We start from the raw sequence: 14,005 nt of genomic DNA on the forward strand, positions 1-14,005 counted from the left end.
AGACCGCTATCGCAGGCAAGCCAGCTCCCACTTTGGATCGATGTGCATCGTGCAAATGAGCTTCGAACAATAGACCTGTTTAAGCACGCCCAATCGCTGCTATGTTTCGCGCCTGATCCAGCTAAAGGATGTGCCATGGAACCGCTAGCCACAAACGCCGCGTTGTTGATCATCGACATGCAGCAAGGCATGAATGACCCCACGCTGGGGCGCCGCAATAACCCCGACGCCGAGGTGCAGATACAGCACCTGCAGCGTGCATGGCGGCAGTCCAATCGCCCCGTGGTGCATGTAAGGCACATGTCCCGCAGCGAAGGCTCGGTGTTTTGGCCGGGCCAACCGGGCTGTGAGTTCCAGCCGGCACTGGCACCGCTCAAGCATGAGCATGTGGTGGAAAAAAACGTCCCGGATGCGTTCGCCGCCACCGGCCTGGAGCGTTGGCTGCATGTGCGTGGGATCCGGCAATTGGTGATCGTTGGGGTGATCACCAACAACTCTGTCGAGTCTACGGCGCGCTCCGGCGGCAACCTGGGTTTTGAGGTAACAGTGGCGGCGGACGCCTGCTACACCTTTGATCAAGCCGATTTATCGGGCCGCCTCTGGCCTGCCGAGGATGTGCATGCACTGTCGCTGAGCAACCTGGCGATGGATTACGCCAGGGTCACAGCCACTGCCGATATCCTGGCCATGCTTTAAAAAACGCCTGCCTGCGCGAGCATGTCGATAAGCCCTTCTGGCCATACCGTGTCTGCCGTCGAATGCAGCTCCTCGGTGGACCACCAATGGTGATCCGCCATGACCTGGGCTTCTTGCACTGTCCATTCGTCTCGCGACAGGTGCTCGTTTTGCGCCTGCACAACAAAGTACTGCTCAATGGCCAACACCGTTTCACCACTGGGTAGCATCAGCTCAAATCGGCGATCTGCTACCGGCGCTTGTACGTCACTGACCACAATGCCGGTCTCTTCGCGCAGCTCACGGATCGCAGCGGTGTGAAAGGTTTCCCCGGCTTCAACACCGCCGCCGGGCGTCGCCCAGTAATTCCTGCCGGCCAGTGCCCCGTCCTTGTGGACGAACCGGAACAGCAGCACTTTTCGAGCCGGGCTGATCACCAAAAGGCGTGCCGCCTTGCGCTCACGCATTGTCTCTCGTCCTTTCACCAAGCCGCTCTACCAGTCTTACCAGATAACCATCCGGGTCCTGCACCAGAAACTCGCGCTGCCCAACCTCGACCTCGCCTGCCCGGTACCACACGTCTTTGCAGGCCTTGAACACGGGATAGGCCGCCCTCTCCAGCCGTTGAATAACCGGATGTACCGCCACGACATCAATTTGCAGGTTCATGCCGCGCCCGAATGGCCGTTCCAACGCCCCCGTGAGCCATTGACTGGCGAGTGGGTCGACTTGTTCAAGCATCACCTGGGCTCCGTCCAGGTCAAGATACGCGAAGCCGTCTTCCAGGCGCTGATAAGCCACCGTGAACCCCAGACAACCGACCCAGAACTCAAGGCTGCAGTTCAGGTCGGTCACCATCAATTCCGGGACCAGATTATTTCTATGCATCATCCAGCTTCCATGGCGGATTTGAGTAACTGCGCGATCGTGTTGCGCAACTCACCGTGTTGATCTTCAGCGTAAGGTATGGCGGTTTTCCAGTCGTAGAACCACACCGGCATCTTGCGTTTGCCCTCCGGCTCCGAGGCGTAACGCGGGAAAATATGGCAATGCAACTCCGGTTCCGAGTTGCCCAGAATCTCGTAGTTCATGCGCAGGGCACCGGTAGCCGCCAGCACGGCATCGCCAAGGCGCGCCATATCGAGCAGGTAGATTGCACGCGCCTCGGCATCCAGATCATTGAGGCTGGCAACCACCGGGTCGGGCAACAACAAACAATAGCCCGGCAAGAACTGCACATCGCCCATCACCGCCCAGCCTGAGGCCATGCGGCAAATAACCTTATCGTTGGCGCCGTTGCGGGCCAGCGCTACACGTTCCGTGATCAGTGGCATGCATTGTCCTTAATGAGAAGATGTCGACGGCATCTTAACTGTGATAACACTGTGGGGCTCAGCACTTCCAACCTGGCGACCCCCTATGCGAATCACCTGCCTTCATACCGCAGCCAGCAACATTGCCGTCTTCGACGCAGCCGCACAAGCACTGGGAATCGCACCCGCCGTTTTGCAGCATGAAGTGCGTACCGACCTTCTGGCTGCGGCGGAAGAAATGGGTAATCTCACGCCTGAAATTGCGGCCTCAACCGCCAACGCATTACTTTCACTCGCTCAACACGCTGACGTCGTGGTACTCACCTGCTCGACGTTGGGGCCATCGGTTGATGAGCTTGACGAGTGTACCCAGTCATCCATCCTCAGGGCGGACCAAGCCCTCGCTCTCACAGCCGTTCAAGCAGGCGGCAAGGTTGTGGTGTTATGCGCCGTCGAAACCACCCTCGCCCCCACCTCGAGCCTGTTCCACCGCGCAGCGTTGCACTCAGACGCAACCGTTGACGTGCAGCTGGTTCCAGGCGCCTGGGCGCTGTTCAAGGCGGGCGATATTGATGGCTACCTGTCGACCATCGCCAGGGCGGCCGATCAGGCCTATATCGATGGCGCATCCGTGATTGCGCTGGCCCAAGCCTCCATGGCCGGGGCCGCTGCTCTCGTGACGGCAGGGCCGACGCCGCTGACCAGCGCGACCGGCGGCCTGAAGGCTGCCTTGAAGGCAATCAAGGGTTAATCCAAGTGCGCCTTCCGGCAGGTTAATTTCTCAGGACAAAATCAATTGTTGTTGTACACAAAATAAAGCTAAAGCTTTATAACCCTCGGGCCGAGACAGTCAGTGATATCAAATCGCCTCTTCGCCCAGTGGTCGTCTCGATGAAAATAAAAAACAAGCTCGTTCTCGCGTTCGTCTCTGTCGCCTTTATCCCGGTTAGCCTGGTTGCAGTTATCTCCGTCATGAACACGCGGACTCAGGCGGTCGATCAGTTTATTGATGGCAGCACCCGCGAAATACGTCAGATCGATGGCAATATCCGGCAATTCTTCGACGGCACCTTGCAGAACGTCGATCAAATGTCCGCTGATCCTGTATACACTTCAGTGAACACTCTAAAAGATTATCAGCCTGCAAACGCCGCGAGTCAGCCAATGCCCGCCCAGGCGCAGCAGGTAATCGACCAGTTTGCCCGTTTTGGCGCCACCCACCCTTCCGCTGCGATTCTGTCCATTGGCCTCGAAGACGGCACCTACGCCAAATGGCCCGATGACCCACAACTGGCCAAATACGACCCGCGCACCCGCCCCTGGTACAAGGCTGCCATGGCCAGCCCCAACAAGACCGTGCGCACACCCGCTTACTACTACGACAAGGATGATGTGGCGCTGGTGGGCACCGCACGTGCGCTGCTCGATAGCAGCGGCAAGGCCAAGGGCGTGTTCGTGGTCAGCGTGTCGCTGAAGAACCTCACCGAATTGCTCAAGAGCATCAAGCTGGGTGAAAGCGGCTACGTGATGTTGATCGAAGACGGCGTGGTGCTGGTCGACCCGCGCAACGCCGCGCACAACTTCAAGCCGCTCAAGGACCTCGGCGCGCCGTATGCGCACTTGGCCGAGACGCCCCAGGGCTCAACCGAGGTGGTCATCGACGGCGTGCGCTACATGGCCAACGTGTGGACCTCGCCGGGCCTGGGCTGGCGGTATGTGGGGCTGATCGAATACAGCGAAGTCATGGCAGCGGCGACGCGCATGACCTACCTGACCACGGCAATCGTGGCCGTGCTGGTGCTGATCTTCGGGCTGATCGCCGCGGCGTTTTCCAAGGTGATCGTCAAACCGATCGGCCAGGTCAGTACCGGCTTGCAGTCCATCGCCCAGGGTGAAGGCGATTTGCGCCATGAGCTGCAAGTACAGGGCAAGGATGAAACTGCCGAGCTGGCGGGCTGGTTCAATAAATTCCTCGCCGCAATCCGTCAGCTGATCCAGCATATTGGCGCGGCCTCCACCAATCTTCAGGACGCGTCACGGGTCAACAGCGAAGTGGCACACAACATGAACGAAGCCGCCGGGCGCCAGCGTGAGGCGGTGGAATTGGTGTCTACCGCGTTCAATGAAATGGTCGCCACCGCCAACGAAGTCGCACGCTCGTGCAGCGGCGCGGCGGAGTCGGCCGAGAACGGCCATCGCCGTGTGGCCGAAGGCAAACAGCAGATCGAAGTCACCACCGATAACGTCAACCGCCTGGGCCGCCGCCTGACCGAGTCATCCCAGGCCATGGTCGAGCTGGAAGCCGGCAGCCGCAGCATCAACCAGATCCTCGGCACTATTCGCGCCATCGCCGAGCAGACCAACCTGCTGGCCCTCAACGCCGCCATCGAAGCCGCCCGCGCCGGTGATCAGGGCCGTGGTTTTGCCGTGGTGGCCGACGAAGTGCGCGCACTGGCCAAGCGCACCTCCGACTCCACCGGCGAGATCGAGCAGTTGCTCGGCACCCTCGGCAGCAAGACCGAAGAAGTCACCCAGAAGATGAGCAGTTGCCTGGACCTGTCCCGCGCCAGCGTGTCGTCCATCGAAAACGCGCGGGACAGTTTCGAGGGCATCCAGTTGTCGGTAAACGAGATCCGCGACCAGAACCTGCAGATTTCCGCCGCCGCCGAGGAACAACACAGCGTGGCCGAAGAAATCAACCGCCATATCCAGCAGATCTATGACGAGGCAAGGTTGGTGGAGAGCCTGGCCAATGCTGCGCAGGATGATTCGGGGCGGTTATCGAGCCTGTCGCAGGAGCTGAATGGCTTGGTCGGGCGTTTTAAATCCTGATGTGCGCAGCGTAGGTAAAGTGAGCCTGAGTGCCAAATTACCTATCTATACCTGCTGTCTATACCTGCTGTGAAACCATCCAGTCGATAAAGGTTTGCAGTCGCACGCTGAAGGGCTCGCCCACGGCACTCGGGTTTCGCGCCTCGAACAGGAAATACGCGATCTGGATGCGCATCGCGGGGTGATGCTGTACGAACAAGGCAACGTGCTCTTCGAGGGTGTACGGCCAGGGCGCGTCGGGGCCGCGCAATATGTTGGTCGCTCGAATCAGCTTGCGAGCCGCTTCGCGTTGCAGCCGCAGGCGCTCGGTTGGGGTATTGGCCTGATGGATGAGGTTGAGATAGCCGCTCAACACGGATTCAAAATCACCATTCAACGCCAGGGCGATTTCGCGCGAAGGCTGGAAGCGTTCAAAGCGCAGCGAAAGATCCTCGCCCCACACACAACGGCAATGATGCTTGAGCCAGAAACCCCATTTATTTGCATTTTCGGGCGCCAGTACTTCGGCGCGGTGGCCGATATCGAAGTCAATCTTGGTGACCACCGGGTGGCGTTGCTCCAGCGCCTGGCGCAGCGTTTCCAAGTGTGCCAATACCTGTGCATCCGGCGGTTCGAGCAGAATCAGGCTAAGGTCCAGGTCCGACTCACCTGGGCGGGCTTCGCCCCTGGCGACACTGCCATACACATAAATGCCGTCCAGCCCGGACTGGGAGAGGCTGGCGATAACATCCGCCAGCAGCGGCTCAAACTCAGGCTGGAAGGCGGCATTGCCCAGCGTCAGCACACAGCCCTGGGCATCCACACCGGTCACCGTACTCATGGGTGATGCACCTCGATCACCAGGCCTTCCGCCTCACTCGGCACACAGAAATGGCGGGTGATCAGGTCAAACTCGGCGTCGGTGGCGGCGAAATCATGCTCGCCCTGGGCATTGCGCGCCTGTAAACGGCTGCGGCAGGTGGCGTCATCCAGCTCCAGATAGTGCAGGCAGTGCGGCGCTCGCGCAGCCTGGGCCAAGCTCAGCAGCCACTCGCGATTAGCCAGCGTATTGGCCGGGAAGTCCAACACAACGCTGATGCCCGATCGCAGCACGTTGATCACCAACGGCCCGAGCACACCTCGAATACGCTGGGCGCAGCTCACGTAATCGGCAATCGAGAGGACTTCACCGGGGTAAAGGGTGGCGAGCCAATGGTCTTCGCTCAACAGGATGGCGGCGTGTTCAGCGGCCAAAGTGTTGGCCAGGGTGGATTTGCCGGAGGCGATCTTGCCGCACAGCAGGTGCAGGGTTGGCATGGACACGGTTCCTTTTGTCAGGCCCTGAAGCATGCCAGTTTTCAGGGCTCTGCATAATGAGAACCTATTCTGTAACAGTGAATGGGCACCCTGGTTTCGACAAATTAACGACAAGGGATGGTTATGATTCGTGATGCATTGCCCAAGGACGCCAAGCACATCGCTCAGGTGCATGTGAGCAGTTGGCAACAGGCTTATGTAGACCTGATGCCAGCAGATTTTCTGGCCTCGCTGAGCACAACACTGCCGCAGAAAGAGGCTAACTGGGCGCGCTTGATTGAAAGCCAAGACGCTGGCGTATTAGTCGCCGAAGTGGATGGCAACGTTATCGGCTGGCTGTCGCTGGGCCTTTGCCGGGATACGGACACGCCCGAGGTCGCATCGGGAGAGGTCATGGCTATCTACGTGTTGGCGGACTACTGGGGTCACGGCATCGGCGCGCAATTGTGGCAGGCGGGTTTCCAACGTTTGGTTGAACAGGGTTATAAACGCATTTCCTTATGGGTTTTAGCCGCCAACCAAAGAGCCGTACGTTTCTATACACGCTTTGGCGGCACTGAAGACCCAGGTAGCCGTCGCACGCTGGTGCGCGGTGGCGTGACGCTGGAAGAGGTGCGCTATGTGTGGACCCGTTAAAGCCCTCTCAAACCCTGAAATAATATTTCGACACGAATTGCGCTGAACTATCCGCCAGGCTCTACGCTCCTTCCCTATGCGCTGCCCCGCCCCGGGGCGTTGGATAAAACAAGGAGCCGCGACCCTATGACCACCCTTCCCGCCTACCCACTCGTCAGGCCTGGCCCGCTGCACTCGACCCTGTTGGCCGGCACCGTGCCGCTGTTTCTCGGTGCGTTGCTCAGTGACATCGCCTACGGCCAGACCTATCAGATCCAATGGGCCAACTTCGCGTCCTGGCTGATCGCCGGTGCCTTGGTGTTTTGTGGCTTTGCATTGTTGTTCGCGCTGGTCAACCTGGTGCGCGCCGAGCATAAAGGCGGACGCCCCGCCGCGTACTTCCTGCTGTTACTGATCACCTGGGGACTCGGGCTGGTCAACGCCTTCCAACATGCCAAGGACGCCTACGCCATGATGCCTGTTGGCCTGGTACTGTCGGTGATCGTGACGGTTCTGGCGATTTTTGCCACATGGGTCGGCCTGACCAACCTGCGCTCGGGAGCTGCCAAATGAACCCACTCAATACGCTGACCTTACTGAGCGCAGCGCTGTTGCTGAGCGCGTGTGGCGACGCCGGCGACAAAACCCAGGCACGCGGTCCCGATCCCAAACTGCCCGAGCAACAAAGCAGCCTGCTGCCGAGCATGAAGATTGCCGAGCCGACACCCTGGGGCGAGCAAAAACCCACGGTGCCGCAAGGCTACAGCGTCACGGCCATCGCCACCGACCTGGCCATTCCTCGGCAAACCCTGGTGCTGCCCAATGGCGATATCCTCGTCGCCGAAGGCCGTGGCGGCAGTGCGGCCAAGCTCAAGCCCAAGGATGTAATCGCCAGCGTGATCAAGGCTCAGGGCAACACCAAGGTCAAGGGTGGCAACCGCATCACGTTGCTGCGCGATGCCGACGGTGACGGCAACTACGAGCTCAAGACCGTGTTTGCCGACAACCTCAACGCGCCCTATGGCCTGGCTTTCGCCGACGGCAAGCTGTACGTGGCCAACCAGGATGCCCTGGTGCGCTTCGACTATACCGACGGCCAGACCCAAGCCAGCGGCGCGCCGACCAAAATCACCGACCTGCCGGCGCAGATCAACCATCACTGGACCAAATCCCTGGCCATCAGCGAAGACGGGCGCCAGCTCTATGTGGGCATTGGCTCCAACAGCAACATCACCGAGCGCGGCATGGAAGTGGAGATCGACCGCGCCATGGTCTGGCAGATCGACGCAGCCAGCGGCGCGCACAAGCCCTACGCCACCGGCCTGCGCAACCCGACCGCACTGACCATTCAGCCGGGCTCGGGGCAATTGTGGACGGTGGTCAACGAACGCGATGAACTCGGCCCCGACCTGGTGCCGGACTACCTCACCTCAGTGCGCGAAGGCGCCTTCTACGGCTGGCCCTACAGCTACTGGGGCCAGAACGTCGACCCCCGCGCGCAACCGCAGAACCCACTGAAAGTGGCGGCCGCGATCAAGCCGGATTACAGCCTGGGCTCGCACGTTGCGGCACTGGGCGTGGATTTTTCGATACCGGCCATGGGTGAACAATTCGCCGACGGCGTGTTTGTCGGCGAACACGGCAGCTGGAACCGCGACAACCCGGTGGGCTACAAGGTGATCTTCGTACCGTTCAGCAACGGCAAGCCGGCTGGCGAACCGATTGATTTCGCCACCGGTTTCCGTGGCGACGACGGAAAGACCCGTGGCCGCCCGGTGGGCGTGACGGTCGACCCCAAAGGTGCGCTGATCATTGCTGACGACTTGGCCAACACCGTTTGGCGGGTGACACGCAATCGGTAACCGCCGTTGAACCTTGTCACTGTGGCGAGGGAGCTTGCTCCCGCTGGGCTGCGAAGCGGCCCCTGCTCTTTGCTTCAAGAGCATGGGACTGCTACGCAGTCCAACGGGAGCAAGCGCCCTCGCCACAGGGGACGGGTTTACAGGTCAGTGATTTCCTTATGCCGCGGCACCAGCGCCTTCATCACGCTCCACGCGACCAGGTACGCCAAGGCACAAATCGCAAACATGATCATATAGCCGGTGTGAATGTCGTTGATGGACTTGTAGTAGTCGAACACCCAGCCACCGATCTTGGTCATCACCACACCGCCCAGGCCGCCCGCCATACCGCCGATGCCGACCACCGACGCCACGGTTTTTTGCGGGAACATATCCGACACGGTGGTGAAGATATTGCACGACCACGCCTGGTGCGCCGAGGCGCCCACGCCGATCAACAACACCGGCACCCAGAAGCTCAGGTAACCGAACGGTTGCGCCAACAGCACCACCAGAGGGAACAGCGCGATCACCAGCATGGCTTTCATGCGGCCGTCATACGGGGCATCACCGCGCGCCATAAAGTAGCTGGGGAACCAGCCGCCGCCGATACTGCCGACCATGGTCATGCTGTACAGCACGGCCAACGGCATCACGATATCCGCGCCTTTCATGTTGTATTGCGCCGACAGGTACGTGGGCAGCCAGAACAGGAAAAACCACCACACGCCGTCGGTCATGAACTTGCCGAAGGCGAACGCCCAGGTCTGGCGGTAGGTCAGCAGCTTGAACCACGAGACTTTTTTCGGCGTCGCCCCCACAGGCTCAGGCGCGAAAGGCTGTACGGTCTGGTCACTGCGAATGTAGGCGAGTTCTTCGGCGGACAAGCGCTTTTGCTGCTCCGGTTTCTCATAGAGCATCGACCACACCGCCACCCACACAAACCCGAGCATGCCGATCACGATAAACGCGGCTTCCCAGCCCCACATGCCGGCAATCAGCGGCACACAGATCGGCGCGAGGATTGCACCCACGTTGGCGCCGGAGTTGAAGATGCCGGTGGCCAGGGAGCGTTCTTTTTTCGGGAAATATTCCGCAGTAGCCTTGATCGCGATGGGGAAGTTGCCCGCCTCGCCAATCGCCAGCACGGCGCGGGAGAGCATAAAGCCAGCAATCGATACCGGAATCACCGCCAGGCCGATGGCGGCGCTGAGCGAGGCAATCCCCGCGCCCATCGGCACCGAGAACGCATGCATGATCGCGCCGGTGGACCAGATGGCAATCGCCACCACATAGGCCGCCTTGGTGCCGATCTTGTCGACAAACCGCCCGGCAAACAGCATGGCAATCGCATAAACGAACTGGAACACCGCAGCGATGTTGGCGTAATCGGTGTTGCTCCAGCCAAATTGCGTCGACAGTTGCGGCGCCAAGAGGCTGAGCACCTGGCGGTCGAGGTAATTGACGGTGGTGGCAAAGAACAACATCGCGCAGATGGTCCAGCGATAGTTGCCGACTGCCTGGCCGACGCGGTGGGCGTTGATGGGCTCATTCAAATTCATGGCATCACTTTTTATTTTTGTTAGATAGGACATATGTAACGTCATATGTCGTCGTACAACTGCGACTTTTATAGCCGGGCGCCTTGGCGGTGTCAATCTGAAAGATTGCCGTTTCTTCAGGTATTACTTGGGCGTATAAACAATCAGTTCAAAGCGGTTGTAGGATGACAAACGCGAAACACCCGGCTAGGCGCCTTGCCCGGTACATCGTCGAGCAGGCCGTAGGGCTGCATGCCTAGCTTTTCCAACACACGGATCGAAGCCGCATGATCGGGTCGCACCAGACCGAAAACCTCCGGCAGATTCAGTGTTTGGAAGGCCAGCGCCAGCGCATCCCGACCCAGCTCGGTGGCGTAGCCCTGCCCCCACGCCTCCACGGCGAAGCGATAACCCAGGTTGATGCGCCGCTCGGTCAGGTAATTAAGCGGCGCTATGCCGCCAAAGCCAATGAGGTGCCCAGGCTGCTCCTTACGGGCGATCGCCCACCAGCCATAACCCTGGGCGGCCCACTGTTCGAGCCAATGGTTGAGCACACGCTGGGCGTGCTCCAGGCTGGCCATCGGCCCTGCGGGGTTGAACATATTTGTCTGCGGGTCACCGAAGATCGCGAACAATCGCTGCACATCGTTGGCTTCGGGCTTGCGGTAGATCAGGCGTGAGAGGGTGTCAGGCATGCGCATAATTCCTTGTTGATGCCATGAAGTTCAACGCATCAGCAAAAAAACGCAAATAGAGGTGAATTATTTCATGTCGGCTTGTATCTGAACTGACAGAGCGGTGCCATCGCAACGATGGCACCTCCCCTGTTCAGTTTTAGAGTGACCCGCATGAAATTACGTAAGAAAAGCGTCAAACCCATCGGTTTGAAAGACATCACCATCGTCGACGATACCAAGGTGCGCAAGGCGATCACCGCCGCCGCACTGGGTAACGCCATGGAGTGGTTCGACTTTGGTGTCTACGGGTTCGTCGCCTATGTGCTCGGCAAGGTGTTCTTCCCCGACGCCTCGCCCAGCGTACAAATGATCGCTGCCTTGGGTACCTTCTCCGTGCCCTTCCTGATTCGCCCGCTGGGCGGCCTGTTCTTCGGTGCCCTGGGTGACAAATACGGGCGGCAGAAAGTATTGGCCGCCACCATCGTGATCATGTCCCTGAGCACCTTCGCCATCGGCCTGATCCCCGGCTACGCCTCGATAGGCATCTGGGCGCCGATCCTGCTGCTGTTGTGCAAAATGGCCCAGGGCTTCTCGGTGGGCGGTGAATACACCGGCGCCTCGATCTTTGTCGCCGAATATGCGCCGGACCGTAAACGCGGGTTCCTTGGCAGCTGGCTGGACTTCGGCTCCATCGCCGGTTTTGTGCTCGGTGCCGGCGTCGTGGTACTGATCTCGACGATCCTCGGTGAAGCCGACTTCGAGGCCTGGGGCTGGCGCCTGCCGTTCTTCCTCGCCCTGCCCCTGGGCATCATCGGCCTGTACCTGCGTCACGCGCTGGAAGAAACCCCGGCCTTCCAGCAGCACATGGACAAACTCGAACAAGGCGACCGCCAGGGCCTGACCCACGGCCCCAAAGTCTCGTTCAAGGAAGTCGCGACCCAGCATTGGCGCAGCCTGCTGACCTGCATCGGTATCGTCGCGGCCACCAACGTGACGTACTACATGCTGCTCACGTATATGCCCAGCTACCTGTCGCACAACCTGCATTACAAAGAAAACAGCGGCGTACTGATCATCATCGCGATCATGGTCGGCATGCTGTTCGTGCAACCGTTCATTGGTTTTGTGAGTGACAAGATCGGCCGAAAACCCTTCATCATCGCCGGCAGCGTGGGCCTGCTGTTCCTGTCCATTCCGGCGTTCATGCTGATCACCAGCGGCAAGATCGGCCTGATCTTCGCCGGCCTGCTGATCCTGGCGGTGGTCCTCAACTTCTTTATCGGCGTGATGGCCTCGACCCTGCCGGCTATGTTCCCCACGCACCTGCGCTACAGCGCGCTGGCCAGTGCGTTCAACGTCTCGGTATTGATCGCCGGTGTCACCCCCACCGCCGTGGCGTGGCTGGTGGAAAGCACCAACGACCTGTTCATGCCCGCCTACTACCTGATGGTGTTTGCCGTGGTCGGCTTGATCACGGGCCTGACCATGAAGGAAACCGCCAACAAGCCACTGCGCGGCGCCGCGCCTGCGGCCTCGGACATGGCAGAAGCCAAGGAAATACTGCAAGAGCACCACGACAATATCGAGCAGAAGATCGAAGACATCGACACTCAGATTGCCGAACTGGAAGCCAAGCGCCAGAACCTGGTGCAGCAGCACCCACGCATCAACTGACTACTGACCTGGTGTGGCGGCCCCTGCCGCCATGCCTTTGGAGTGCCTGAACATGGTTCCAAGCGTCACCGCAGCACACTCGCTACTCAGCGCCGACGAACGCGCTGCCATCGCCGAAATAGAAGCCACTACCAGCATCCTGCAACTGGTTACCCGCCTGACCGGCATGCGCTTTGCCGGCATCGCCAAATTCACTGACCTTGAGTGGGTCGTCTGCTCGGTGCACGACACGGCCGATATGGGCATTCATGTCGACGACGTGCTCGACCTCGAAACCACACTGTGCAGTGAGTTCTGCATCAACCCGCAGACCCTGTTCATCCCGCAGATCAGCCACAACGGCCGCTTCGCCGCGCGCCCGGTGGTCAAGCAGTTCGCCATCGAAAGCTACGCCGGTGCGCCGATATTCCTGCCTGATGGGCGCCTGTTCGGCGCATTGTGCGCGCTGGATTCACGCGCGATGCTGTTTGAAGACCCCAACCTGCCGGAAACCCTGAGCCTGTTTGCGCGGCTGATCGGCTGTATTTTTTTCGCTAACTTGAGCTCGGTTGATCAGTGAGCTTGCCGCGCAAGGCGGCCATGTCGCGCTTGGGCGGCACACCGAACAGCCGGCTGTACTCACGACTGAACTGTGACGGGCTTTCATAACCCACCTTGAACGCCGCACTGGACACGTCTTGATGTTCGTTGAGCATCAAGCGCCGCGCTTCATTCAAGCGCAGCCATTTCTGATACTGCAAAGGGCTCATCGCGGTCAGGTGACGAAAGTGATGATGAAAGGTGGCAGCGCTCATCTGCACCCGCGCCGCCAACTCCTCCACCCGCAACGGTGCGGTGTAGTTGAGCTTCAGCCAATCGATCGCCTTGGCGATCCGATAGCCCTGCCCGTCAACGGCGCAGATCCTGCGCAGGCGCCCGGCCTGGTCGGTGTTTAACAGCCGGTAGTGGATTTCACGCTGAATCAACGGCGCGAGTACCGGGATCGCCTCGGGTTCGTCCAGCAAAGCGACCAAGCGTGCGAACGCTGCCAGCATGCCTTCGGTGACCGTGCCGATTCCCACCCCTTTCATCACTGCCCGCTCCCGAGTGGGCGGCAACTCACTCTGGGCGATCAGCTCGGCGAGGATGCGCAGGTCCAGTTTGTAGGTCAGGCCCAGGCAGGGCCGGGTCGGGCTGGCAACCAGCACTTCGGAGTTGGCCGGGATATCCAAAGACGTCAGCAGAAACCGCGTCGGGTCATAGGGGTAGCCTTCACCGCCAACCCACAGTTGTTTTTCACCCTGGGCGACCAGCACGACGCACGGCTCGACCATGCACACCACCGGCGCTGCCGGCTGCTCACGCCGATAAAAGCCCAGGCCCGGGACTGGCATGGGGTAATCGCCGGGCGCCGTGACCTGCGCGTTGATCGCCTGGATCAAGGCGTCCAGGGGCAATGGATTAATCGTCATAAAAGGCTCTTTTAACGCGTGACCGAACTGTACCGCGCACACCAAGCAAGTGTCACCGACAACCCACAAGACTCAGAGGATCAGGCAAGT

16 protein-coding genes are annotated in these 14,005 nt (G+C 60.0%); 8 read left to right on the plus strand and 8 right to left on the minus strand.

Features of this window, described 5'->3' with window-relative positions:
- Positions 1-135 precede the first annotated feature (135 nt).
- On the plus strand, positions 136-696 hold the full coding sequence (locus tag HBO23_RS16125) for a cysteine hydrolase family protein (RefSeq protein WP_017138942.1): 561 nt from the start codon (positions 136-138) through the stop codon (positions 694-696).
- On the opposite strand, the gene HBO23_RS16130 is transcribed toward HBO23_RS16125, so the two are convergent.
- Genes HBO23_RS16130 through HBO23_RS16140 form a run of 3 tightly spaced genes read right to left on the minus strand, consistent with a single transcriptional unit; the run spans position 693 to position 2,009 of the window.
- Positions 693-1,142: an NUDIX domain-containing protein gene (locus tag HBO23_RS16130; protein ID WP_138451234.1), complete on the minus strand. Its 450-nt coding sequence runs from the start codon at positions 1,140-1,142 to the stop codon at positions 693-695. The two genes, HBO23_RS16125 and HBO23_RS16130, sit on opposite strands and share 4 nt — an antisense overlap.
- On the minus strand, positions 1,135-1,566 hold the full coding sequence (locus HBO23_RS16135; protein WP_170037653.1) for a VOC family protein: 432 nt from the start codon (positions 1,564-1,566) through the stop codon (positions 1,135-1,137). The genes HBO23_RS16130 and HBO23_RS16135 overlap by 8 nt, the downstream gene beginning before the upstream one ends.
- Positions 1,563-2,009, minus strand: coding sequence for an HIT domain-containing protein (locus tag HBO23_RS16140; RefSeq protein WP_170037656.1), 447 nt, complete (start codon positions 2,007-2,009; stop codon positions 1,563-1,565). The genes HBO23_RS16135 and HBO23_RS16140 overlap by 4 nt, the downstream gene beginning before the upstream one ends.
- Before the next feature lie 85 nt (positions 2,010-2,094).
- Between HBO23_RS16140 and HBO23_RS16145 the strand changes: the two genes are divergently transcribed.
- Positions 2,095-2,739 (plus strand): aspartate/glutamate racemase family protein, encoded by a 645-nt coding sequence (locus HBO23_RS16145; protein WP_170037659.1) that lies wholly within the window; start codon positions 2,095-2,097, stop codon positions 2,737-2,739.
- A 140-nt stretch (positions 2,740-2,879) separates the two neighbouring features.
- Positions 2,880-4,820 (plus strand): methyl-accepting chemotaxis protein, encoded by a 1,941-nt coding sequence (locus tag HBO23_RS16150; protein ID WP_169986249.1) that lies wholly within the window; start codon positions 2,880-2,882, stop codon positions 4,818-4,820.
- Between the two features lie 58 nt (positions 4,821-4,878).
- Here HBO23_RS16150 and HBO23_RS16155 read toward each other — a convergent pair whose 3' ends face one another.
- Both HBO23_RS16155 and HBO23_RS16160 read right to left on the minus strand, forming a co-directional pair.
- Positions 4,879-5,640, minus strand: coding sequence for a nucleotidyltransferase domain-containing protein (locus HBO23_RS16155; protein WP_170037662.1), 762 nt, complete (start codon positions 5,638-5,640; stop codon positions 4,879-4,881).
- Positions 5,637-6,116, minus strand: a complete 480-nt coding sequence (locus HBO23_RS16160) for an ATP-binding protein (RefSeq protein ID WP_170037665.1) — start codon at positions 6,114-6,116, stop codon at positions 5,637-5,639. The genes HBO23_RS16155 and HBO23_RS16160 overlap by 4 nt, the downstream gene beginning before the upstream one ends.
- 123 nt (positions 6,117-6,239) lie before the next feature.
- Between HBO23_RS16160 and HBO23_RS16165 the strand changes: the two genes are divergently transcribed.
- From HBO23_RS16165 to HBO23_RS16175, 3 genes are all read left to right on the plus strand, one after another.
- Entirely contained in the window at positions 6,240-6,752 is a 513-nt protein-coding gene (locus HBO23_RS16165) for a GNAT family N-acetyltransferase (protein ID WP_017138949.1), read from the plus strand.
- A gap of 126 nt (positions 6,753-6,878) precedes the next feature.
- A complete protein-coding gene (locus HBO23_RS16170) occupies positions 6,879-7,304 on the plus strand; it encodes a DUF2231 domain-containing protein (protein ID WP_170037668.1) in 426 nt (141 codons plus the stop codon).
- Positions 7,301-8,593 (plus strand): sorbosone dehydrogenase family protein, encoded by a 1,293-nt coding sequence (locus HBO23_RS16175; protein WP_170037671.1) that lies wholly within the window; start codon positions 7,301-7,303, stop codon positions 8,591-8,593. Before HBO23_RS16170 ends, HBO23_RS16175 begins: the two co-directional genes overlap by 4 nt.
- A 137-nt stretch (positions 8,594-8,730) precedes the next feature.
- Here the strand turns inward: HBO23_RS16175 and HBO23_RS16180 are convergent, their stop codons facing one another.
- Positions 8,731-10,134 carry an MFS transporter gene (locus HBO23_RS16180; protein WP_099549644.1) on the minus strand — a complete coding sequence of 468 codons (1,404 nt, stop codon included), beginning with the start codon at positions 10,132-10,134 and terminating at the stop codon, positions 8,731-8,733.
- 143 nt (positions 10,135-10,277) lie between these two features.
- Positions 10,278-10,808: a GNAT family N-acetyltransferase gene (locus tag HBO23_RS16185; RefSeq protein WP_017138952.1), complete on the minus strand. Its 531-nt coding sequence runs from the start codon at positions 10,806-10,808 to the stop codon at positions 10,278-10,280.
- Between the two features lie 153 nt (positions 10,809-10,961).
- Here HBO23_RS16185 and proP point away from each other — a divergent pair, with 153 nt between their 5' ends.
- Positions 10,962-12,464 (plus strand): glycine betaine/L-proline transporter ProP, encoded by a 1,503-nt coding sequence (gene proP / locus HBO23_RS16190; protein ID WP_017138953.1) that lies wholly within the window; start codon positions 10,962-10,964, stop codon positions 12,462-12,464.
- 52 nt (positions 12,465-12,516) lie between these two features.
- Positions 12,517-13,023, plus strand: coding sequence for a GAF domain-containing protein (locus tag HBO23_RS16195; RefSeq protein ID WP_017138954.1), 507 nt, complete (start codon positions 12,517-12,519; stop codon positions 13,021-13,023).
- Here the strand turns inward: HBO23_RS16195 and HBO23_RS16200 are convergent.
- A complete protein-coding gene (locus HBO23_RS16200) occupies positions 12,998-13,915 on the minus strand; it encodes an AraC family transcriptional regulator (protein ID WP_170037674.1) in 918 nt (305 codons plus the stop codon). The genes HBO23_RS16195 and HBO23_RS16200 overlap by 26 nt on opposite strands.
- Positions 13,916-14,005 lie beyond the last annotated feature (90 nt).

Source organism: Pseudomonas sp. WS 5532 (assembly GCF_012985445.1).
Classification (GTDB): Bacteria; Pseudomonadota; Gammaproteobacteria; order Pseudomonadales; family Pseudomonadaceae; genus Aquipseudomonas; species Aquipseudomonas edaphica.